15 protein-coding genes and 1 tRNA gene are annotated in these 21,895 nt (G+C 74.1%); 10 read left to right on the top strand and 6 right to left on the bottom strand.

Features of this window, described 5'->3' with window-relative positions:
• Nucleotides 1-115: 115 nt before the first annotated feature.
• Together AB0M28_RS28340 and AB0M28_RS28335 are read right to left on the bottom strand one after the other, a co-directional pair.
• Nucleotides 116-1,474, bottom strand: a complete 1,359-nt coding sequence (locus AB0M28_RS28340; protein ID WP_365410919.1) for an alkaline phosphatase PhoX — start codon at nucleotides 1,472-1,474, stop codon at nucleotides 116-118.
• 175 nt (nucleotides 1,475-1,649) lie between these two features.
• Nucleotides 1,650-2,573: a helix-turn-helix transcriptional regulator gene (locus AB0M28_RS28335; RefSeq protein ID WP_365410916.1), complete on the bottom strand. Its 924-nt coding sequence runs from the start codon at nucleotides 2,571-2,573 to the stop codon at nucleotides 1,650-1,652.
• Nucleotides 2,574-2,791: 218 nt separating this feature from the next.
• On the opposite strand from AB0M28_RS28335, the gene AB0M28_RS28330 reads away from it, so the two are divergent.
• The 3 genes from AB0M28_RS28330 (at nucleotide 2,792) to AB0M28_RS28320 (ending at nucleotide 4,821) form a co-directional block, all read left to right on the top strand.
• Entirely contained in the window at nucleotides 2,792-4,174 is a 1,383-nt protein-coding gene (locus AB0M28_RS28330; protein ID WP_365410913.1) for an MFS transporter, read from the top strand.
• A 250-nt stretch (nucleotides 4,175-4,424) separates the two neighbouring features.
• Nucleotides 4,425-4,658, top strand: a complete 234-nt coding sequence (locus AB0M28_RS28325) for a hypothetical protein (protein WP_365410910.1) — start codon at nucleotides 4,425-4,427, stop codon at nucleotides 4,656-4,658.
• A 90-nt stretch (nucleotides 4,659-4,748) separates the two neighbouring features.
• Nucleotides 4,749-4,821, top strand: a tRNA-Ala gene (locus AB0M28_RS28320).
• A 71-nt stretch (nucleotides 4,822-4,892) separates the two neighbouring features.
• On the opposite strand, the gene AB0M28_RS28315 is transcribed toward AB0M28_RS28320, so the two are convergent.
• From AB0M28_RS28315 to AB0M28_RS28300, 4 genes are all read right to left on the bottom strand, one after another.
• Entirely contained in the window at nucleotides 4,893-5,696 is an 804-nt protein-coding gene (locus tag AB0M28_RS28315) for an RICIN domain-containing protein (protein WP_365410907.1), read from the bottom strand.
• A 38-nt stretch (nucleotides 5,697-5,734) separates the two neighbouring features.
• Nucleotides 5,735-6,961 (bottom strand): phospholipase D-like domain-containing protein, encoded by a 1,227-nt coding sequence (locus tag AB0M28_RS28310; protein WP_365410904.1) that lies wholly within the window; start codon nucleotides 6,959-6,961, stop codon nucleotides 5,735-5,737.
• A gap of 132 nt (nucleotides 6,962-7,093) precedes the next feature.
• Nucleotides 7,094-8,464, bottom strand: a complete 1,371-nt coding sequence (locus tag AB0M28_RS28305; protein ID WP_365410901.1) for an NADH-ubiquinone oxidoreductase-F iron-sulfur binding region domain-containing protein — start codon at nucleotides 8,462-8,464, stop codon at nucleotides 7,094-7,096.
• A 117-nt stretch (nucleotides 8,465-8,581) separates the two neighbouring features.
• Nucleotides 8,582-9,283 (bottom strand): hypothetical protein, encoded by a 702-nt coding sequence (locus tag AB0M28_RS28300; protein WP_365410898.1) that lies wholly within the window; start codon nucleotides 9,281-9,283, stop codon nucleotides 8,582-8,584.
• Nucleotides 9,284-9,612: 329 nt separating this feature from the next.
• Here AB0M28_RS28300 and leuS point away from each other — a divergent pair, with 329 nt between their 5' ends.
• From leuS to AB0M28_RS28265, 7 genes are all read left to right on the top strand, one after another.
• Entirely contained in the window at nucleotides 9,613-12,438 is a 2,826-nt protein-coding gene (gene leuS / locus AB0M28_RS28295) for a leucine--tRNA ligase (protein WP_365410895.1), read from the top strand.
• 143 nt (nucleotides 12,439-12,581) lie between these two features.
• Nucleotides 12,582-13,313, top strand: a complete 732-nt coding sequence (locus AB0M28_RS28290) for a hypothetical protein (protein ID WP_365410892.1) — start codon at nucleotides 12,582-12,584, stop codon at nucleotides 13,311-13,313.
• Nucleotides 13,314-13,396: 83 nt separating this feature from the next.
• The gene (locus AB0M28_RS28285; protein ID WP_365410889.1) at nucleotides 13,397-14,266 is read left to right on the top strand and encodes a DegV family protein; all 870 of its coding nucleotides are present in this window, start codon (nucleotides 13,397-13,399) and stop codon (nucleotides 14,264-14,266) included.
• A gap of 692 nt (nucleotides 14,267-14,958) precedes the next feature.
• Entirely contained in the window at nucleotides 14,959-15,726 is a 768-nt protein-coding gene (locus AB0M28_RS28280) for a ComEA family DNA-binding protein (protein ID WP_365410886.1), read from the top strand.
• A 1,964-nt stretch (nucleotides 15,727-17,690) separates the two neighbouring features.
• Nucleotides 17,691-19,868: a ComEC/Rec2 family competence protein gene (locus tag AB0M28_RS28275; protein WP_365410883.1), complete on the top strand. Its 2,178-nt coding sequence runs from the start codon at nucleotides 17,691-17,693 to the stop codon at nucleotides 19,866-19,868.
• Between the two features lie 143 nt (nucleotides 19,869-20,011).
• Nucleotides 20,012-20,602, top strand: coding sequence for a helix-turn-helix domain-containing protein (locus AB0M28_RS28270; RefSeq protein ID WP_365410880.1), 591 nt, complete (start codon nucleotides 20,012-20,014; stop codon nucleotides 20,600-20,602).
• Nucleotides 20,599-21,873 (top strand): MFS transporter, encoded by a 1,275-nt coding sequence (locus tag AB0M28_RS28265; protein ID WP_365410877.1) that lies wholly within the window; start codon nucleotides 20,599-20,601, stop codon nucleotides 21,871-21,873. The genes AB0M28_RS28270 and AB0M28_RS28265 overlap by 4 nt, the downstream gene beginning before the upstream one ends.
• The last annotated feature ends 22 nt before the right edge of the window (nucleotides 21,874-21,895 follow it).

Here is a 21,895-nt window from a genome sequence, read left to right as displayed (position 1 = left end):
ACCCGTCGTACACCGTGCCGGCCTCGGACATGTTGATGATCTGGGCGTCGGAGTCCGCGGCGGCGCGGATCGCCTTCGCCCGGGCGTGGGACGGCGCGCACCGCTGCGGGCGGGCTCAGAGGCCGCCCTGGCGCCAGGGGCCGGTGATCGCGAAGGTGATGCCGGGGGTCTGGATGTTCACGAAGAGCCAGTTGCCGTTCCTCGGTTCGAAGACCGAGCCCGCCCACTCCGAGCCGGTGTGGTCCGCCGCGGCGACGTTCTTGCCGGCGGTGCCCGCCCGCAGGTCGACGTTGTTCCTCGCGAAGCGGAAGATCTCGCCGTCGGTCGTCAGGCCGTGGACGTACTCCAGCCCGCCGCCGTCCTCGCAGAGCACCAGGCCGCCGCGCGGGCTCACGCACATGTTGTCGGGGTTATTGAGGACCTCCGCCGCGGGGGAGGCGTACAGCGCGCGGAACTCGTCCGTGGCCGGGTCGAGTTCGAAGACCTGGCCCTGGCGCACCGGTCCGCCGTCCGTGGTGATCACGTACACGCGCCCGTTGCCGTACCAGGCGCCCTCCAGCCGGCTGAAGACGGCCGCGCCGTTCGCCTGGGCCTGCGCGCGCACCGTGTCGGCGTCCGGGTCCACCGTGCCGACGGGCACCCAGGACACCGTGCCGTACGAGCGCGCGCCGTCCAGGCGGGTGTCGTAGGTGGCCGCGCCGATGCGCAGCGCCTCCAGCGTGCCGCCCTTGGACAACTGGCCGGGGACCGCGGGCCGGAAGCGGTAGAGGGACGCGTCGCCGCGGTCCTCCGTCTCGTAGACGTAGCCCGTCGCCGGGTCGACGGCTATCGCCTCGTGGTTGAAGCGGCCCATCGCCGTCAGCGGCGTGGGGTCGCCCTTGCCCTCGGAGGCCACCTCGAAGATGTAGCCGTGCCGGGTGCCCTCGACGGTGCCGAAGGTCTCCTCGCAGGTCAGCCAGGTGTTCCAGGGGGTGGGCCCGCCCGCGCAGTTGCGGATGGTGCCGCCCAGGCTGCCGTACGACTCCAGCCACTGGCCGGCGTCCGGGTCGAACACCAGGGTCGTCGTGCCGCCGCCGGCGGCCCGGTTGTAGGCGGGCGCGGTGAACGCGGCGCCGGCGCCCCGCTCGTGGTTGCGGACGAGGTGCACCCGGTCGCCGTAGCGGAAGGCGGCCATGCCGTCGTGGGCGCTCGGCGTGGGCGCGCCGTCGTCCATCGGGTCGTTGGTCCAGCCGTACGAGACGTACTCGAACCCGCGCGGCAGCGCCAGCAGTTCCAGGCCCGTCGTCTGGTCCCTGACCGGGCTGATCGGACCGTAGCCCGCGTCGAAGTCGAACCGTGCCTGCTCGGCGGCGGCCGTCCGGGCGGCGAGGGCCTGGAACGGCACGGACGCGGCGGCCGCCAGGGCGGCGCCGCGCATCAGGGTGCGTCGCTGGAATCCGGTGGAGTGCGCCTCGGGGGCGGGCGTACCTGGCATGGGCGTCCCTTTCGCGTGCGGTGGAGGCGGCGGGCGGCGCTATGGCGGCGCATGGCGCCGGATGCCACGGCCACCCTAGGCAGTCGCCCCGGTCCGGCTTCCCCAACGGAAGGTGACCTTCTGGGGAACGTCTCCGGTGTCCTCGGCCCCCTCCATGCCGGAGTCCGGGGTCCCGTCACCCCTTCCGCGCCGCCTGGCGCTCGAGCTCGACCGACAGCGGCCGCGCGTGCACCGGGCAGCCCACCAGCGGGTCCGACAGCGTGCGCAGGGTGCCGAGATGGTCGTGGGACTCCGCGTCGGCGGGGACGTACACCACGATCCGGGCCTCCGGTGTGCCCGCGACCGAGAGGGACTGCGTGGTGCAGTTCAGCAGCCCCACCGAGGCGTGCTGGATGATTTTGACGCGTGCGCCCGGCGGGGCGACGTCGCCGCTGGCCCACAGCTGTGCGAAGTAGTCGCTGGCCGTGCACAGCCGCCGGATCAGGCCCTCCCAGCGCGGCTCGCCGACATGTCTGCCGTACGCCCCGCGGAACGTGGCCACCAGCATGGGCAGTTCCGTCTCGCGCTCGACCATCGTGCAGCAGCAGGCACGGGCGGTGAACAGGTGCCACAGCACGTTGCGGTCCGCGCCGGTGCTCATGCCGACGGTGGGGAAGAGCGTGCGGTAGACGGCGTTCGTCGCCAGTACGTCGTAACGCGCGTTGTACACCGCGGCCGGCAGCGTCCCCAGATCGTCGATGATCCGCTGGATCTCCGGCGTCACGGAGTCCGCGTGCCCCTCCGGTCCGGCCGTGAACGCCACGCCCGCCAGGTCGTACAGATGCTCGCGCTCCGCCGTGTCCAGCCGCAGCGTACGGGCGACCGCGTCCAGCACCTGCGGGCTGGCGTTGATGTCGCGGCCCTGCTCCAGCCAGGTGTACCAGGTCACCCCCACCCCGGAGAGCTGGGCGACCTCCTCGCGGCGCAGGCCCGGCGTACGTCTGCGCAGCCCGGGCGGCATGCCGACGTCCGCCGGGGTGACCCTGGCCCGGCGGCTGCGCAGGAAGGCCGCCAGCTCGGGTCGGCGGCGGGCGGACGCTCGTGACACGGTGCTGCTCACCTCCTCAGGGTGACCGCGGACCGGCGGGCTTGCCAGGTGCTGTCAGTACCAGCATCGACGGGCTCTCGTTACCGGTACCGGTCCGGGGCCAGGCTCGTCCCATGACCGATACGACGCAGTCAACTCCCGTGACGGAACTGCCGGGTGCTCCCCGTGCAGCCAGTAAAGCCCATCCCACCGACAACGCCCCGGCCGTGCCGCCCCCACGCACCGGGTGGATGCTCGCCATCGTGCTCACCGGGCAGTTCATGGCGCTGCTCGACGTCTTCATCGTCAACGTCGCCGCCCCGACGATCAGCGCGGAGCTGGGCGCGTCCGGCTCCGAGCTCCAGCTGATCATCGCCGGCTACACGATCACGTACGCCGTGCTGCTCATCACCGGCGCCCGGCTGGGCGGACTGCTCGGTCACCGGCGGATGTTCCTGGCCGGGGTGACGGTCTTCACGTTCGCCTCGCTGGCCTGCGGTCTGGCGCAGGGCACCGGCGAGCTGATCGCCTTCCGGCTGGTGCAGGGCGTCGGTGCCGCGATCATGATCCCGCAGGTGCTGAGCCTCATCCAGCGCAACTTCACCGGCGCGGCCCGGGTCCGGGCGCTCGGCGCGTACTCCGCGGTCCTCGCCGTCGGCGCCGCGGCCGGGCAGATCGTCGGCGGCATCCTGGTCAGCGCCGATCTGCTGGGCACCAGCTGGCGGCCGGTGTTCCTGGTCAACGTGCCCATCGGCCTGGCGCTGATGGTCCTCGGCGCCAAGCTGCTCCCGCACGACGAGCCGGGCGCCGCGGCCCGGGCGAGGGACGTGCTGGACCGGGGCGGCCTGGTGCTGCTGGGGCTGGCGGTGTCGCTGTTCACCGTGCCGCTGGTGCTCGGGGAGGAGCTGGACTGGCCGCTGTGGGGCTGGTTCTCGCTCGCCGCGAGCGCGGTGCTGGTCGCCGTCTTCGCCGGTTACGAGTCCCGGCTGGGCCGGCGCGGCGGAGCACCGCTCTTCCCGGCGCGCGTCCTGCGGGCCGGCCGGATGCCGGTGGCGCTGGTGCGCACGGTGCTGTCGATGTCGACGAACGGCGGTTTCCTGCTGATCCTCACCCTGCATCTGCAGAGCGGCCTCGGCTACAGCGCCCAGCGCACGGGCCTGTCCTTCGTCCCGACCGCGCTGGCCTTCGGGGCGGTGGGCCTGACCTGGCAGCGGCTGCCGCGGCGGTGGTGGCCGGGGCTGATCCCGCTGGGCTTCGCGCTGGCGGCGGTGTCGTTCGTCACGGTCGGCCTGGCGCTGAAGTCGGGTGACGGCACGGGGCCGGCGTTCTTCGCGGGCGGGATCGGGGTCGGCGCGGGCCTCGGCTTCGCCTTCAACACCAACCTCACCCTCGCCCTGGCCACCGTCGACCCCGCGGACGCCCCGCACGCCAGCGGCCTGCTGGTCACGGCCGCCCAGCTGGGCATCCTCGTCGGCGTCGCCACGATCGGCACCCTCTACCTGCACCAGCTGACCGGGATGACACCGCAGAGCTCGGGCAGCGCGCAGTGGGCGGGCGCGATCGCACTGGGCGCCACCGCGGCCGTGGGCGTGGTGGCCGGGATGCTCCGGCGTTCGCCCGTCCCGCGCCGCTGACCTGGAGCCCGTGGCGTGGCAGAATCCTTCCCGGCGGGTTGGGGACGAGCACCCGGAGGGAGGGGTCTGCCACATGCGGCAGAGCGATGCCCACGTACGGCTCGGGCAGCCCCCCGCCTCCGCCCAAGCGGCGACCGGGGCTGCCCTGCAGTGCCCGGCGTGCGGTTCGACACATGTCGCCCAGGTGCTCGGCGACAACGGCGGAGTGACGTATGTGTGCACGGCCTGCGGCCATAGCTGGAGCTGAGTGATGGGGGCTCACAGCCGGAAGTGCGACTGGTGCGGCAACGGCACCCCGATCGTGCGCGACATGGAGCCGCTGAACCCCGACTTCCAGTACTGGTGCGAGGAGTGCGCCCGGGCGCTGATCATCAAGGGCGACCCGATCGAGACGTACCGCGAGCTGGAGGGCGAGCCGATCTACGGCCGCCTCCTGGACGAGCACTGCACGCTGAAACGCTTCTACTCCTTCGCCACGGCGTAGGCCCCTGACCTCGTCACTCGGTGGTCATCCGGCCCGTCCCGGGTCGTGTAAAGTAGGCGAAGCCGAAGCGGGGGACCGCGACGGAAGCCCGGGGCTATAGCTCAGTTGGTAGAGCGCTTGCATGGCATGCAAGAGGTCAGGAGTTCGATTCTCCTTAGCTCCACGTAAACGAAGATCCCATTCGATCGGTTCGATCGGATGGGATCTTGTCGTTCCGGCGTTTCCTGCCGTTTCTCAGGGTGTGGAGAGCGTCCACCGCTGCCCGGCGGCGCCCGGCTGCTGCAGCTGGAGCGGGGTCAGGCCCTGTGCGTCCGCCGGGCCGATGCCGAGGGTCTGTGCCGAGCCGGACGGGGAGAGGGCGAAGCCGCCGCCGTCCGGGGTGAGTCGCCACCGCTGGGTGTCCGCCTGGGCGCATGTCTGCTGTACGACCGGTGCGTTCGGGACCGCTCCGTCGGACTGCAGGCACATGCCGGAGTGGACGGCCTTGATCTGCACCAGGCCGGCGCCCGCGTCGGCGAGCGTCCACTGCTGGTTGGGCGCGCCCAGGCGCTGGAACGCGATCACGGGGGCGCCGTCGGCGACGGAGACCCCGGCGACGTCGGCCGCCAGCCCGGTGTCCGCGCTGACCATCAGGTACGGGCCGCCGAGCACCGGCGGCGGACCCGTCGGGGACGGCGGGGGCGTACTCGCGGAGGCTTCGGGGCTCGGCGACGCGGTGGCCGGTTTGGTGGCCTTGTCCGCCCGCGCCGGCGGCGCCGTGTCCTCCCCGTCCGAGGCGAGCGCGCCGATGCCGAGTCCGGCGGCGGCGCAGACGGCGATGGCCGCCGCGGCGATGAGGGTGCGTTTCGGAGGGCCGGAACGCGCGCGCGGCGGCGTCGGTGGACCGAAGTCCATCGGCGGCAGCACCGCGGTGGTCTCCCGGGGCGCGGGCGGGGGCGCGGACGGCGGCGGGGGCCCCGGCGCCATCCGGGGCAGGATCTCCGTCGCGTCCTCCGGCCGCACCGCGCCCGCGTCCTCGGGCCATGGCGAGTCACTCACGGGGGCACCCTACGGGACGCCGCCGCCCGCGAGAGCCGTCAGCTCTCCGTCTTGCAGACCGTGACGTTGTCGCTCGTTCCGGGGACGGCCGCGGCGCGGACCGCCTGGAAGTTCGCCTCGAACGCGGCGTGGACGGAGCTGTTGGTGATCTTCAGCATGGCCTCGTCGTTGTTGCGCAGCGCGGGGCCCGAGAAGTTGTGGCTGCCGGTCCACATGTACGTGCCGACGACGCCGTCGTACATGCCGTTGATCAGCCAGTTCTTGGAGTGGACGATGCGGTTCGGGGTCGAGGTGTCCGCGTCGTGGTCGTGCTGGTAGCAGCGGTTGGTGATGCCGGTGCGGTGGAGCACGGGCCAGGTGCCGGAGTCGGTCTCGCTGTAGACGATGTCGATCAGGCAGCCGGAGCCGGCCAGGGAGTTGAGCTTGTCGGCCACGGCCTGCCGGGTGATCTTCAGCATCGCGATGTGGATCGTGGTCCGCTTCGCCACCCCGCCGGAGGTGTAGTTGCAGGTCACGTTGTCCAGGGCGTTCACCACGGTGTCGGTGGTCGCGTCGCTGCCGGCGCGGGGGAAGAAGTAGTACTTGTAGTCGCCCGCGTTGCCGTAGGTGTAGGTCCAGGCGCCGCGGTTCTCGGCCTGGAGCTTGTTGAAGTACGCGACGTAGCCGTTGTACAGGTCGGCGTTCCCCGCCACGGTGACGGAGCTGTTCCAGTAGCGGCTGTAGTTCGAGGGCGTCAGGTTCGAGGTGAGCTGGGCCACCACGTTCGTCTGGGCGCCGCCGCCGATGCTGCTGGCCAGCAGGTACTTGTTGTGGTTGATGCCGGTGCCCGCCGGGCCGAGGCAGGAGCTGCCGTCGGTGCAGAGCTTGACCCAGTTCGCGCTGCCCGTGGCGGTGCCCAGGGCGGCCTTGAGGATGTTGTACGACGACGGGTAGTCGAGCGTGCTGTGATCCAGTACGACCCGGACGCTGACCCCGCGGTCCTTCGCCGCGACGAGGTCGTTGGCCACGGTGTCGTCCCACAGGTGGTACATCGCGAGCCGCACGATGGAGCCCGCGTCGGCGTTGGCGACGACGCTCCGTACCTGGCTGCGGATGGCCTCCTGCTCGGCGGTGGTGCCGGTGGGCTTGTTGAAGACCGGCCCGGTGGGCACGGTCGCCGCGTGGGCGGTCCCGGCAGGCACCAGCAGCCCGCCGATGACTCCGGCGACGCCGAGTGCGACGCCGCACGCCCGGCGTATCCCGGCGGGTATGGACGAGTAACGCATGATCCCCCTGTCGGTCGACTGCGGAACGACACGGAAGAATACGTGTACATGACCATCCGGGGCGGGTGAACGGATCACTCCGCTACGGCGGCCCCGCCGGCGGAGCGCGCCGCGTCCTCCGGTGCCGCGTCGTCAGCCCTGCCTTTCCAGGCGCAGTGCCAGCGCCGGGCAGGTGCGGACCGCCTGGCGGGCGCGGTCCCTCAGTTCGGGCGGGAGCGGGGTGGAGGTGGTGGACGGGTAGCCGTCCGGGGAGAGGGGGAGCAGATCGGCGCACAGGCCGTGGGCCTCGCAGAGCGTCCAGTCCACCGTGAGGCGGGCGGTGGCCGTCGGCGGTCCGGGGAGCGGGAGCGACTCCCGCACCGGGCGACCGCAGCCGCCGGACAGCGCGTGCGCGGCCAGGTCGTCCGTGAAGACGGAGAGCGCCGAGAGGACGAAACGGGCCGCGCCGTCCGGGTGTTTGCACGCCCCCCGGCCGCGCAGCCCGTACCCGGCCTCCACCGGCGCCGGAGCGGCGCCCCGCAGCGTCGCCTCGAGGGACGCCGCCAGGGCCGGCAGGCCGAGGCGGCACGGACCGCACTGCAGCGCCGACTCCGCCGCCAGCCAACGGGCCACCCTCAGCGTCTCGCCCAGCGGGCAGGTCGCGGCGGGAAGAGGGAGCACGGCACCCGCGCCGAGAGGGAGCGCGGAAGGGGAGAGCACGCAATCGCGCGCAGCCTCCGCACCCAGCCACGCTCCGTGGTAGCCGCCGACGAGCACGCCCGGCAGTCCCGGATCCGCGCCGAGGGCGTGCAGTACGTACGCCAGCGGGGCGCCGACCGGAACCTCCACCACCGCCGCCTCCGGCACCCCGCCGGACACCGTCAGCAGCAGGGTGCCCGCCCCGTACCGCTCCGCCCCGAGCCGCGCCGCCACGGCGAGCTGCGCGTACGTCTCGGTGTTGGCCAGCAGCACGCCCTCCTCGGCGGCGTGCACCCGCCGCCCGTGCGGCAGCGGCCGTCCTCCGCGCACCGCGCTCAGCAGCGCCGACGCCTCGCCGGAGACCATCCGCTCGGGCAGCCGGACCACGTGCCCGCGCATCCGGCGGTCCCCGAGCGCGCGCCGTACGGCCCGCTCCGCCTCCGGACGCGTGACGCCCACCGTCACGCCGCGTACGCCGAGTGCCCGGGCGGCGAGCCGGGCGCCGTCCAGGACGAGGTGCGGGGCGAGGGAGAGGAGCACGGCGTCCTTGCGGGACGCGGGTTCGCCCTCGCAGCCGTTGACGATCACGCCCCGCGGACCGGCATACGCCGCCACGGCCCGCAGCTTCCGCGCGACGGGGAACGCCGCGCCACCCCGGCCGCGGAGCCCGGTCTCCTCGGCGAGCGCGACGAGCGCCCGGGCGTCGAGACGGGGCAGGCTGCCGTGGGTGCGGTGGTGGTCGCGCAGGGACAGCGCGGTGCCGGGGGCGAGGCCCGCGGTGAGGCGGGGAACGCCGAGCGCGCGGACGCGGGGGAGGGGGGTCATGTGCGGCTCCGGGGGTGGTCGGTTCCTGGGGCGGCGGGGGTCGGTCGGGTGCTGGCTGCGGGGGTGCCCCTTCGCGGTCTGGGCGACCGGCGCACTCTCGCGTCGCGAGCCCCGGGGTTACGGCGGAGGCTCAGGCCGTACGGCGTCCCCCGCCTCCGGCAGTCGGGTCCGTACGGCGTCCCCCGCCCCCGGCAGCCGGGCCCGTACGGCGTCCCCCGCCCCCAGCAGACGGATCCCCGGCGCGGGCAGCGCCGCCGCCGCCGGACGCGGCCCCGGCGGACCCGCGACCGCCACCGCGCCCCCGTGGCGGCCCGCACGCCGCACCGCACGCCCTCGCGCCGCCAGCCGCATCGCCACGCCCACCGCGACCAGCCCCAGGCACGCCGCGTACGCCCCCGTCACCCACCCCGCCGGGGGACGGCCCGCCTTCAACCCGTGCACGAGCGCCAGACACCACGCGGGGTAAGCCGCCGCGTGCAGCGCCCGCCACGCCAGCGACACCCGCCCCCGCCCGGCCAGGGCACCCCGCAGCAGCCCCGTCACCGCCGCCACGCCCAGCAGGGCGACCGCGGCGAAGCCCAGGCCCAGCAGCACCGCGTGCCCCGTACCGCCCAGGTCCAGCCGCCCCGCGGCCGTCTTCACCGCCCCGTGCGCCGCGGCGCACGCCAGGGCCGCCGCACCGCACGCGCCGTGCAGCCGCTGGGCCAGCAGCCGCAGGCCGGTGGCGGGCAGCAGCCCCGCCAGCACGCCCCAGCACACCGACGCCGTCAGCAGGACGAGCGCCAGCACCCCCGCCGCGTAATCGAGGAAGGCCCGCATGGCGCGGCAACGTATCCGCCGGGCGGCGGACCCCGGCGCGCTTCGCCCGAAGTGGGACCCGGACCGCATGAATCACGCGTACCATCGCCCGCCCCGCGGGCCGTGGTCCGCCCTGCGAACCCCGATGCGCCCCGCTTCGGCCCTGCGGTACCCTGACGCCATGCGTGCCGTACGCCTTCTGCTTAGCGGGCCGCGCTGAACAGGAACCACCTCAGCGCGGCGTCCCCTCCTGTGCGAGGGGTTTTTTCATTCCCCGACACGGATCGGCCCGTGACCGGGAGCCATGAGATCCGCAGAGCAGACGACGACCCCGATGGAGCTTAAGGACGATGAGCGAGAGCACCCCCGCTGCTGAGGCGGCAGCCAACCCGCACCGCTACACCGCCGCCCTGGCGGCGGACATCGAGGCACGCTGGCAGGACTTCTGGGAGCAGAACGGCACGTACCACGCCGAGGCCGAGCCGGACTCGGACCGCCGCACCCAGTTCATCATGGACATGTTCCCGTACCCCTCGGGCGCCGGACTGCACGTCGGCCACCCGCTGGGCTACATCGCCACCGACGTCTTCGCCCGCTACCAGCGGATGACCGGGGCGAACGTGCTGCACACCATGGGCTTCGACGCCTTCGGCCTGCCGGCCGAGCAGTACGCCGTACAGACCGGCACGCACCCGCGCGTGACCACCGAGGCCAACATGGTCACGATGCGGCAGCAGCTGTCCCACCTGGGCCTGGGCCACGACCGGCGGCGCTCCTTCGCCACCATCGACCCGGACTACTACAAGTGGACCCAGTGGATCTTCCTGCAGATCTTCAACTCCTGGTACGACGCGGAGCAGGACACCGCCCGCCCGATCGCGACCCTGGTCGAGAAGTTCGAGCGCGGCGAGAAGCAGACCCCCGACGGCCGCCCCTGGGCCGAGCTGTCCGGCATCGAGCGCGCCGAGGTCCTGGGCGAGTACCGGCTGGCGTACGCCTCCGACTCCCCGGTCAACTGGTGCCCCGGCCTGGGCACCGTGCTGGCCAACGAGGAGGTCACCGCCGACGGCCGCTCCGAGCGCGGCAACTTCCCGGTCTTCAAGGCGAACCTGCGCCAGTGGATGATGCGCATCACCGCCTACGCCGACCGCCTGCTGACGGACCTGGACACCGTCGACTGGCCCGAGGCGATCAAGCTGCAGCAGCGCAACTGGATCGGCCGCTCCGAGGGCGCCCGCGTCGACTTCCCGATCGACGGCGAGAACATCACCGTCTTCACCACCCGCCAGGACACCCTGTGGGGCGCCACGTACATGGTGCTGGCCCCCGAGCACCCGCTGGTGGAGAAGTTCATCCCGGCGGCGTGGCCCGAGGGCACGCACGAGGTGTGGACGGGCGGGCACGCCACCCCGGCCGAGGCCGTCGCCGAGTACCGCCGCCAGGCCGCCGCCAAGTCCGACGTCGAGCGCCAGGCCGAGGCCAAGGACAAGACCGGCGTCTTCACCGGCGAGTTCGCCGTCAACCCGGTCAACGGCGAGAAGATCCCCGTCTTCATCGCCGACTACGTGCTGATGGGCTACGGCACCGGCGCGATCATGGCCGTACCGGCGCACGACAGCCGCGACTTCGCCTTCGCGCGCGCCTTCGAGCTGCCGATGCGCTGCGTCGTCGAGCCCACGGACGGCCGCGGCACCGACCCCGCGGAGTGGGACGACGCCTTCAACTCGTACGAAGCGAAGATCGTCAACTCCGGGATGCTGGACGGGCTGACCGTCCCCGACGCCAAGGTGAAGATCACCGACTGGCTGGCGGAGCAGGGCATCGGCGAGGGCACCGTCAACTTCCGGCTGCGCGACTGGCTGTTCTCGCGCCAGCGGTACTGGGGCGAGCCGTTCCCGATCGTGTACGACGAGGAGGGCGTCGCCCACGCGCTGCCCGAGTCGATGCTGCCGCTGGAGCTGCCGGAGGTCGAGGACTACGCGCCCCGCACCTTCGACCCGGACGACGCGAACACCGAGCCGGAGACGCCGCTGTCGCGCAACGCCGACTGGGTGAACGTCACGCTGGACCTGGGCGACGGCCCGAAGAAGTACCGCCGCGAGACCAACACGATGCCCAACTGGGCCGGCTCCTGCTGGTACGAGCTGCGCTACCTGGACCCGAGGAACAGCGAGCAGCTGGTCGACCCGGGGCTGGAGCGCTACTGGATGGGCCCGACCGCCGCCAAGACGACCGGCGGCGTCGACCTGTACGTCGGCGGCGCCGAGCACGCCGTCCTGCACCTGCTGTACGCCCGCTTCTGGTCGAAGGTCCTGTACGACCTGGGGCACGTCTCGTCCGTCGAGCCGTTCCACAAGCTGATCAACCAGGGCATGATCCAGGCGTTCGTCTACCGCGACAGCCGCGGCTTCCCGGTGACCGCCGCCGAGGTCGAGGAGCGCGAGGACGGCTTCTACTTCGAGGGCGTGAAGGTCAAGCGCGAGCTGGGCAAGATCGGCAAGTCGCTGAAGAACACCGTCACCCCGGAGGAGGTCTCCGCCGAGTACGGCACGGACACCCTGCGCCTGTACGAGATGGCGATGGGCCCGCTGGACGTCTCCCGCCCCTGGGACACGCGGGCCGTCGTCGGCCAGTACCGGCTGCTGCAGCGCCTGTGGCGCAACGTCGTCGACGAGGAGACGGGCGCCGTCACCGTCGTGGACGAGGAGCCGGACGAGGACACGCTGCGGGTCATGCACAAGGCCATCGACGGGGTGGCCGGGGACCTGGCCGGGATGCGCTTCAACACCGCGATCGCCAAGATCACGGAGCTGAACAACCACGTCGTGAAGCTGGACCGGGTGCCGCGGACCGTCGCCGAGACGCTGGTGAAGCTGATCGCGCCGCTGGCCCCGCACGTCGCGGAGGAGCTGTGGTCGCGGCTGGGGCACGGCTCGACCGTCGTCTACGAGACGTTCCCGGAGGCCGACCCGGCGTACGTCGTCGACGAGACGGTCACCTGCGTCGTACAGATCAAGGGCAAGGTCAAGGCGCGGCTGGAGGTGCCGCCGTCGATCGCGGACACCGAGCTGGAGGCCGCGGCGCTGGCCGATCCGGCGATCGTCGCCGCGCTGGGCGGGGCGGAGATCCGCAAGGTGATCGTGCGGGCGCCGAAGCTGGTGAACATCGTCGTCTGAGCAGCTGTAGTCGTCTGAGCAGCTGTAGTCGTCTGAGTAGCTGGAGTCGTCTGAGCCGCTGTAGGGGACTTCCCTAGGGGAAGGTCGAGGGTCGCGTGGGCACCCTCGGCCTTCCTCTTCCGTTTACGCTGGAGAAGAGGCCGGTGACGGAAGGGGAAGCCGTGGAGATCGCGTTCGCGCTGATCGCGCTGCTGTTCGTGGCGTTCGTGGTCCTCGGCGTGCTCGCCGTCGTGAAGGCCACGCGGGCGGTGAAGCGGGGCGTGGAGCGGACGGTCGCCGACACCCGGCGCTCGGTCACCGAGGCCTCGTTGAAGGTGCGCAGCGCCACGCAGCCCGGCGCGCTCGGCGAGATCGCGTCCCTCCGGCTCGGCCTGCGGACGTCGATCGACTCCGCGCGCGGGGCGCTGACGGCGGCGGCGCCCGGGGACGCCGGTGTGCAGGAGTCGCTGCGGCTGCTGGACCAGTTGCACGGGTACGGGCGCCGGCTCGACGCGGAGCTGCGGCAGCTGGAGCACGAACCCGACAAGGCGCGCGTCGCGGAGCGGCTGGTCGACGCGCGGCAGCGGGCGGAGCGCATCCGTCATTCGGCGGATTCGCTGCGCTGGGCCGTACAGGACCGGGCGCGGCACGAGCAGGCGGACGGGCTGGACGATCTGCAGGCGCAGATCGACCTGGAGGCCGGGGCGCTGCGGCACTGGACGCGGCAGACGGCGGGGGAGGCGGAGGCGGACGCCGGGCGGGCGGATGGCGGTGGGGCTGATGCCGGTGGGGCGGGTCGTCCGCGGGAGATCACCGGGGCGCAGAAAATGACGCAGGACGCGTTCCAGACGCTGCTGTCGAAGATCGAGAAGGTGCGGCGGACGGACCCTGCGTGAGGGGGCGCGGGGGTTGTCGCGCAGCCGCCGTGTGACGCGGCCCGCAGTGCCGTGCCGGCCTGCTCCCCAGTAATGTCTTGGGCATGTCCCGGAAGGTCGCCGTCGTCGCCGATTCCACTGCGTATCTGCCGCAGCAGGCGATGCGGCAGTACGGCATCATCTCCGTCCCCCTGACCGTCGTGCTCGGCGACCGAGCACTGGAGGAGGGCACGGAGATCTCGGCGGTATCCGTCGCCGAGGCGCTGCGCAAGCGCCGTCCCGTGACGACCTCGCGGCCTTCGCCGGCCCTGTTCGCCCGTACCTACGAGGAGGCGGCACAGGCGGGGGCGGAGGGGATCGTCTCGCTGCACCTGTCCTCGGAGTTCTCCGGTACGTACGACGCGGCGCTGCTGGCCGCGAAGGACGCCCCCGTCCCGGTGCGGGTCGTGGACACCGGGATGGTCGCGATGGCGCTGGGCTTCTGCGCGCTCGCCGCCGCCCAGTCGGCGTCCGCGGGCGGCACGGTCGACGACGCGGTGGCGGCGGCGGAGCAGCGGGCGGCGGGCACGTCGGCGTTCTTCTACGTGGACACCCTTGACTATCTGCGCCGCGGCGGCCGGATCGGCGCCGCGCAGGCGCTGCTCGGCTCGGCGCTCGCGGTGAAGCCGCTGCTGTCGCTGGAGAACGGGCGGATCGAGCTGCTGGAGAAGGTCAGGACGGCGTCGAAGGCCATCGCACGGCTGGAGGAGATCGTCGCGGCCCGGGCGGGTGACGCCGAGGTGGACGTCGCGGTGCACCATCTCGCGGCGGCGGAGCGGGCGTCGGCGCTCGCGGAGCGGGTGCGGGGGCGGATCCCGGGGCTGCGGGAGCTGTACGTCTCGGAGGTGGGGGCCGTGATCGGGGCTCATACGGGGCCGGGGCTCCTGGGCGTGGTGGTGTCGCGGACGCCGGTGGCCGCGCACTCGATCGGGTGACGGAGTTTTCCACAACTGACGGGTTATCCCCGGGAATTACCGCTGGTCAGCGGCGGTGGCGGGGTCGTGGCTAGCTTCGGGGCATGAACAGAGGCAGCGCGACGACAGGCCCCGACCGCCCGGGCGGCCGAGGTCCTACGCGGCGGGGTGACCGGTCCGGGGGCCGGCGGGGCGATCGGTCCGGCGATCGACGTGGCGACCGGTTCGGCGGTCGACGGGGCGACCCGTCCGGCGGTCGACGTGGCGACCCGTCCGGCGATGCCCGGCGCGGGCTGCGCCCTGGCACGCGCGGGGCGGAGGCGAGGGCCCGGGCGGTCCGCGCCCGCGCGGACACGCTGTTCACGCCGAGCCCTCGCCGGGCCTGGCCGCCTGGGGCTTGGCCGCCGGGGACGGGTGCGGGTGCGGGTCCGGGGGCGCGGGGTTGGGGCGTGCGTGGCGGGGCGGGCCCGGCTCCGGTTGACGGTGGGCGGCGGGATGCGGGGGCGTCGGATGGGGCGGCTCCGGCGGAGTCATCGGGGGTGGTGCGGGCGTCGGATGGGGTGGCTCCACCGGAGTCATCGGCGGTGGTGCGGGCGTCGTTGGCGGCGGCCCGACCGGCCCGACCGGCCCGACCGGCCCGACCGGCCCGACCGGCCCGACCGGCCCGACCGGCCCGACCGGCCCGACCTGCGCGGGAGGGGCGGCCACGTCCGGTGGACGGCGACTCGGGGCCGGATGTCGGCTCCCTGCCCGGCGTGGACCTGCCGACGGCCGCCGGCGCCGCGGACGCAGGCGACGAACGCGTGGCCCTGGGCGAGCGGCTCCGATTGTGGCTGCAGTTGCGCGTCGGGATGGAGCTGAAGACCGTGGCGGCCCTGGCGGTCGTCCTGATCGCCGCGCTGGGCCTGGCCGTTCACCACTTCTGGTCGGGCAGACCGCAGCCGGTGACGCCGCCACCTGCGGCCCGACCGGCCGCCCCGCCGGAGGAGGCGGCCCCGGCGCCCGGCGTGCCACCTCCGCCCGGGACAAGGGCGGACCCGGGTGGAGCCCCGGAGCGGTACGTGGTGGTGGACGTGGTGGGCAAGGTCCGCGAGCCGGGCATCCTGCGCCTGCCCCAGGGCGCCCGGGTGGAGGACGCGCTGAAGGCGGCCGGCGGCATCCGCCCGGGCACGGACACCAGGTCGCTGAACAGGGCGCGACTGCTGACGGACGGCGAACAGATCGTGGTGGGCGGACCGCCCACGACCCCGCAGGGCCCGGGCCCGGGAACGACCGCGGGCGGCGCGGGCACGCCCGTGAGCCTCAACTCGGCGACGGCGGAACAACTGGACGCGCTGCCGGGCATTGGCCCGGTCCTGGCCCAGCACATCGTGGACTTCCGCACCCAGCGAGGCGGCTTCACCTCACTGGAGCAACTCCGCGAAGTAAGCGGCATCGGCCCCCGCCGCTTCACGGAACTACGCCCGCTGGTGACGCTGTGATGGGGGAGGAGGAAGCCGACCGGGAGCCCCGAGGGGCAACGCCCGGTCCGGCTGGCTTGGGGGAGGGGGCCGCCGGGGCCGGTCCGTTTCCCCCGGGAGAGGGTCGTGCGTCCCGTGGTACTCGCCCGGGGGAGGGGCCCGATGCCAGTCGCACGCGCGAAGGATCGGAGCTCGGATCTGGAGGGGATCGCTCGGAAGGTGGCCTGAAGCCTGGTCCGGTTCGCTCGGGGGACGGTCCAGAGCCCGGCCCGGTTCGCTCGGAGGGTGGCTTAGGGCCTGGTCTGGTTCGCTCGGAGGGTCGCCTGAGGCCCGGTCCGATTCGCTCGGGGGACGGCCCGGAGTCCGGTCCGGTTCGCTCGGGGGACGATCCGGAGCCCGGTCCGGTTCGCTCGGAGGGTGGCTTAAGGCCTGGTCTGGTTCGCTCGGGGGACGGCCCGGAGTCCGGTCCGATTCGCTCGGAGGACGGTCCAGAGCCTTGCCCGGTTCGCTCGGGGGATGGCCCAGCGAGCCGCACCCGAGAGCGGGCGGAGGCCGACCACACAGATGCTGCTGCGGAGGCGGGCCGTCCCGGCGCCGGGAGCCGCGGCGGGCGGCTCCGATCCGGGGGCGCGTCCGCTCCAGGGCCCCAGGAGGCCCCAGCGCTCCCGCATGACCCGCAAGCTCCGGGCCGTCAGCCGGACGGTGCGCCGCAGGAGGGCCCGCCGGACTTGCGGCTGCTCCCGCCTGCGATTGCCGCGTGGGCGGCGGCAGCGACGGCCCTCGGCGCCGAACCGACATGGGTGTTGCCGGGATGTGCGGTGGCGGTGCTGGTGGCCGTCGGCCTGATCCTGGTGGCGAGGCGCCGCGCCGGGGGCCGATGCGACGGGAGCCCGGGGAGCTGCGCCGCAGGCGTGCTGCAGCCGGGCCCCGAGCGGTACCGCGAGGGGCGCGCAGCCCCTCCCAGGGACCGGCCATCCCCGGAGCGCTGTGGTGGCCGACGGGCCACCCCCTGTGCCGCGCGTCGGCTGGCCGGGGCCGCGGCGGCGACCCTGCTGTGCGGGGCGACGGCCGCCGCCGTCGCTGCCGCGCACACGGCGGATGTCCAGCGCGGGCCGATTCCCCGGCTGGCGGCGTCCGAGGGCCGTGCCGTGGTCGACGTGGAGCTCACGGGCGACCCCCGGCCCACCCGCCCACGCATCCGCGGGGCGGCCCGAGCGCCGGACGGCGTGGTGCTGGAGGGCAGCGCGGTCCGGGTGGCCACCCTCACGGGCCGGGTGATCCGCACCCGCACCCCGGTCCTGCTCATCGTCACCCCGGCCACGAACTCCACCCCCACCGGCAACCCGGCTCCGCCACCCCACCAGGCCGCACAGCGGAGCGACCACGCGGAAGCCGCCACGCAGCCACCCCCAGCCACCCAACCCGCCGTGCAGCCCCCAACGTCTGCCCGCCCCACCGCATATCCGCCCGCCCAGGCGGGGGAGCCCGCGGGCCCAACAGCGGTTGTGTCACAGGCGGGTGTGCCGCAGGCTGCCACCGCGCACCCGCCCGCCCCGGCCGGGCAGCCTGCGCGGCTAACAGCGGGCGTGCCACAGGCGAGTGTGCCGCAGCTCGCCGCCTCGTACCCGCCTGCCCCGGCCCGGGAGGTCGCGCGGCGGACAGCGGGTACGCCGCAGAGGGCGGGCGCGCCGCACGCCGACGCCTCTGCCCCGGTCCAGGAGCCCGAGCAGCCGACAGTGGGCGTGCCACAGGCGGGTGGCCCGCGGCTCGTCCCCACGTACCCACCCGCCCTGGCCGGGCAGCCCGCGCGACCGACAGCGGGCGTGTCACAGGCGGGTGTGCCGCGGGTTGCCCCGGCGTACCCCGCTGCCCCGGCGAGGGAGCCCGCGCGGCTAACAGCGGGTGTGCCACAGGCGGGTGGTCCGCGGCTCGCCGCCTCGTACCCGCCCGCCTCGGCCGGGCAGCCCGCGCGGCGGACAGCAGGTGTGTCACAGGCGGGTGGTCCGCGGCTCGCCGTCCCGTACCCGCCTGCCCCGGCCGGGCAGCCCGCGCGGCGGACAGCGGGTGCGCCACAGGCGGGTGCCCCGCAGCTCGCCGCCCCGTACCCGCCCGCCCGAGCCCGCGAGCCGCAGCTCGCCGTCCCGTACCCGCCGGCCGAGGCCGGCGAGGGCGCGCCGCCCACGGCAGACGCGCCCCGCGCGGACGCGCCGCGGGCCGCCGCCGCCCGCCCGCCCTCCGCGCAGGAGCTGTGGCTTGCCCTGTTGCCCTCCACCCGCGTGCGCGTGAGCGCGCGCATCGTGCCGCCGCTGCACGGCGGCGACCGCATCGCCGCGGCGCTCCGCGTTGCCGGGGCCGGGCCGCCCGTCGTCGTAGGGGCGCCCAGCAGCGTGCAGCGTGGTGCCGGGGAGTTGCGGCAGGGGCTGCGGGAGGCCAGCGGTCATCTCGGCGCCGACGCACGGGCGTTGTTGCCCGGGCTCGTCGTCGGGGACACCTCGCGCGTCCCCGTGGAGCTGCGCGACGCGTTCCTGGCGACCGACCTGACGCATCTGCTCGCCGTGAGCGGGGCCAACCTCACCATCGTGCTGGCCGTCTTCATCGGCCCGCCCCACCTCGCCGGCCGCGTCGAGCGCCGCGGCCTGGCGCGTCTGCTCGGCCTGCCGACCCGGGTCACCGCCGTGGCGGCGGGCGTCCTGACCCTGGCGTTCGTCGTCGTCTGCCGGCCCGAGCCGAGCGTGTTGCGCGCGGCCGCCTGCGAGTTGATCACGCTGCTGGCGATCGGTACCGGGCGCCGCCGTTCGCTGATTCCCGCGCTGGCTGCCGCCGTGCTGCTGCTCGTCCTGTTCGACCCCTGGCTCGCCCGGGACTACGGTTTCCTCCTCTCCGTCCTGGCCACCGGCGCCCTGCTGACCGTCGCGCCGCGCTGGGCCGCGGCCCTGCGCGCCCGCGGGATGCCGCCCCGCCTGGCGGAGGTCGTCGCGGCGGCCGCCGCCGCGCAGGCGGTCTGCGCGCCGGTCGTCGTGGTGCTCGCCGCGCGGGTCAGCCTCGTCGCCGTCCCCTGCAACCTCCTCGCAGAACCGGCCGTCGCCCCGGCCACCGTCCTCGGCTTCGCGGCCCTGGCCACCGCCCCGTTCGCGCCACCCGTGGCCCAGGGACTGGCCTGGCTCGCGTCCTGGCCGGTGGAGTGGATCGCGGGCCTCGCCCGTACGGGCGCCTCGTTCCCCGGCGCCCAACTGCCCTGGCCCGCCAGCTGGCCCGGTGCCCTGCTGCTGGCGGCGGCGATCGCCGCGACGCTGGCCGTCGGGCGCAGGCTGCTGCGCCGCCCCTGGGTCTGCGCGGCCGTCGCGCTGCTGCTCCTCGCGGTGATCACCCGCCCGCCGCCGCTCACCCGCGTCCTGACCGGCTGGCCCCCGCCGGGCTGGCGGATGGTGGTCTGCGACGTGGGCCAGGGAGACGCCCTCGTGCTCGCGGCGGGGGAGGAGACGGCCCTGGTCGTCGACGCCGGGCCCGAGCCCGCGCGGGCCGACGCCTGCCTGCGTGACCTCGGGATCACCCGGATCCCGCTGCTGGTGCTCACGCACTTCCACGCCGACCACGTCGACGGGCTGCCCGGCGTGCTGCGCGGGCGGGCGGTCGGCGCGATCCAGACGACGACGTCCGACGATCCGCCGGAGCAGGCCGCGTTCGTACGCAGGACCGCCGCCCGCGCCGGGGTGCCGGTCGTACGGGCCGTCGCGGGGGAGCGTCGCAGGCTCGGCGCAGTGTCCTGGGAGGTCCTGTGGCCGCCGCCGGACGCCCACCCCGACGGGCCGAACGACGCGAGCGTCACGCTTCTCGTCCGTACGGGAGCACTGACCGTCCTGCTCCCGGGCGACCTCGAACCCCCCGCCCAGCAGCAACTCCTCGCCGCGCACCCCGCCTTGCCGAGCGTCGACGTCCTGAAGGTGGCCCACCACGGCTCCGCGTACCAGTCGCCCGCCCTGCTGACCCGCCTCGGTCCCCGCCTGGCCCTCATCAGCGCCGGCTCGGGAAACCCCTACGGCCACCCGGCCCCGAGCACCCTCGCGACCCTGCGCACCACCGGCGCGACAGTGCTGCGCACGGACACCTCGGGCGCCCTGGCGGTACTGGCCGACGGCACGGCCGCCACAGCCCGCGGCCCCTGACGGCAACTCTTCCAAGGCAGCTCTTCCAAGGCAGCCCTTCCAAGGAAGGGCTGCCAAGGAGGCCCGTCCAGGAGAACCCTTCTAAAGAAGTCCTTCTAAAGAAACCATTGTAAAGGTCTCTTTAGAAAGCTACCTTTAGATTCATGACGGACCCCAAGGGCATCCGCCTGACCGACCCCCAGGCACTCCGCGCCTACGCGCACCCGACCCGTATGGCCCTCGTCGGCCTGCTCCGCGCCGAGGGTCCCTTCACCGCGACCCGCGCCGCCGAGCTGACCGGCGAGTCCGTCGCGAGCTGCAGCTACCACCTGCGGATGCTCGCGAAGTACGGCCTCGTCGAGGAGGCCGAGGGCGGCCGGGGGCGGGAGAAGCCGTGGCGGGCCACCGCCCAGTTCACGGACGTGCCCGGTACGCACGAGGACCCCGCCGTCGCCGAGGCCGCCACGGCGACCCTCCGCGTGATGTTGCAGTCCTACTTCGAGCGGGCCGCCCGCGCCGTCGAGACCCGTCACCAACTGCCCCCCGCCTGGCGCGACGGCGAGCAGTTCGGCGACGCGCTCCTCTACGTCACCCCCGAGGAACTCGCGGCCCTCAGCGAGCAGATCGAGGCCCTGCTCACCCCCTACAGCGACCGCATGCGGCACCCCGAACGCCGCCCCGAGGGCGCCGGACTCGTCCAGCTGCTGCACATCGCGTACCTCTACCGACGCCCGGAAGGAGAGCCCGACGCATGAGACCCCGCATCCCCGACCTGCTCCGCGAGCGCGCCTTCCGCCGCTACTGGACCGGCCAGAGCATCTCCCTCCTCGGCGACGAGGTCCACCGCATCGCCATGCCGCTGGCCGCCGTGCTCGTGCTGGGCGCCGACGCCGCGGACATGGGCTGGCTGACCGCCGCCCCGCTGCTGCCGGCCCTGTTCCTGTCCATGCCGGCCGGGGCCTGGGCTGATGGTCGACGCAGCCGCCGGCGCATCATGCTGGCCGCCGATGTGGGCCGGTTCCTGGCGCTGGCGTCCATCCCGGCCGCGTACGCCCTCGGGGTCCTCACCCTGACGCAGCTCTTCGTCGTGGCGTTCGTCATCGGCATCCTGAGCGTGCTGTTCAACGTCTCCAACAACACGCTGTACGCCTCGCTGGTCCCCACCGGCAGCCTGCTGCAGGGCAGTTCGCTGATCAACGGCAGCCGTTCGATTGCCTTCGTCGCCGGGCCCGGCGCGGGCGGCGCACTCGTGCAGGTCCTCACCGCGCCCGTGGCGCTGCTGGCCGACGCGGTCAGTTATCTGGCCTCCGCGTTCTTCCTCGGCCGGATCAACCCCCAGGAGCCGCCGCCCGCTCCCCGCGAGCGCGGCCACTTCCTCGCCGGGCTCCGGTGGGTGGTGGGCACGCCGCTGATACGCGCGTTCCAGCTGGGGGTGGCCACGCTGAACTTCTTCAACTTCATCTTCCACGCCCTCTTCGTGCTCTACGCCACCAGGGAACTGGGCCTCGCCCCCGGCACCCTCGGCCTGGTCCTGGGCGCGGGCGCGGTCGGCGGGCTGGCCGGCGCGGCCCTCACCGGCCGGATCGTCGCCAGGCTCGGCTACGGCGTCTCGATCATCGCGGGCTGTCTCGGCTTCAGCCTCCCGCTGGTCCTGGTGCCCCTCGCCCACGGCTCGCAGCCGCAGATCATCGCCATGCTGCTGGCCGCCGAATTCCTCGCCTGCTTCGGCGTGATGGTCCTCGACGTCTCAGCCAACGCCTTCCAGACGGCGCTGGTCCCCGACGCCCTGCGCTCCCGTGTCTCCGGCGTCCTGCAGACCGTCAACTACGGCATACGCCCCCTCGGCGCCCTCGCCGGCGGCTGGCTCGGCACCGCCATAGGGCTGCACGCCTCGCTCTGGATCGCCACGGTGGGCGCGACGCTCGGCGTCGTATGGCTGCTGTTCTCCCCGCTGCCCGGCATGCGCGACCTCCCGGCGAGCGCCGAGCCCGCGTTGTCCGCGGCGACCGTCGGGGCGAGCGCGTAGCACTGTCGTACCCGCCGCCTAG

Source organism: Streptomyces sp. NPDC051940 (assembly GCF_040680895.1).
Lineage (GTDB): Bacteria > Actinomycetota > Actinomycetes > Streptomycetales > Streptomycetaceae > Streptomyces.
Note: the sequence above shows the minus strand (reverse complement) of the source record. Positions and strands in the feature narration are given on the sequence as shown.

Coding starts and splice junctions, on each gene's coding strand:
- AB0M28_RS28340 (WP_365410919.1), bottom strand. CDS start 1,474: ATGCCAGGTACGCCCGCCCCCGAGGCGCACTCCACCGGATTCCAGCGA.
- AB0M28_RS28330 (WP_365410913.1), top strand. CDS start 2,792: ATGCTCGCCATCGTGCTCACCGGGCAGTTCATGGCGCTGCTCGACGTC.
- AB0M28_RS28325 (WP_365410910.1), top strand. CDS start 4,425: ATGGGGGCTCACAGCCGGAAGTGCGACTGGTGCGGCAACGGCACCCCG.
- AB0M28_RS28310 (WP_365410904.1), bottom strand. CDS start 6,961: ATGCGTTACTCGTCCATACCCGCCGGGATACGCCGGGCGTGCGGCGTC.
- AB0M28_RS28305 (WP_365410901.1), bottom strand. CDS start 8,464: ATGACCCCCCTCCCCCGCGTCCGCGCGCTCGGCGTTCCCCGCCTCACC.
- AB0M28_RS28300 (WP_365410898.1), bottom strand. CDS start 9,283: ATGCGGGCCTTCCTCGATTACGCGGCGGGGGTGCTGGCGCTCGTCCTG.
- leuS (WP_365410895.1), top strand. CDS start 9,613: ATGAGCGAGAGCACCCCCGCTGCTGAGGCGGCAGCCAACCCGCACCGC.
- AB0M28_RS28285 (WP_365410889.1), top strand. CDS start 13,397: ATGTCCCGGAAGGTCGCCGTCGTCGCCGATTCCACTGCGTATCTGCCG.
- AB0M28_RS28270 (WP_365410880.1), top strand. CDS start 20,012: ATGACGGACCCCAAGGGCATCCGCCTGACCGACCCCCAGGCACTCCGC.
- AB0M28_RS28265 (WP_365410877.1), top strand. CDS start 20,599: ATGAGACCCCGCATCCCCGACCTGCTCCGCGAGCGCGCCTTCCGCCGC.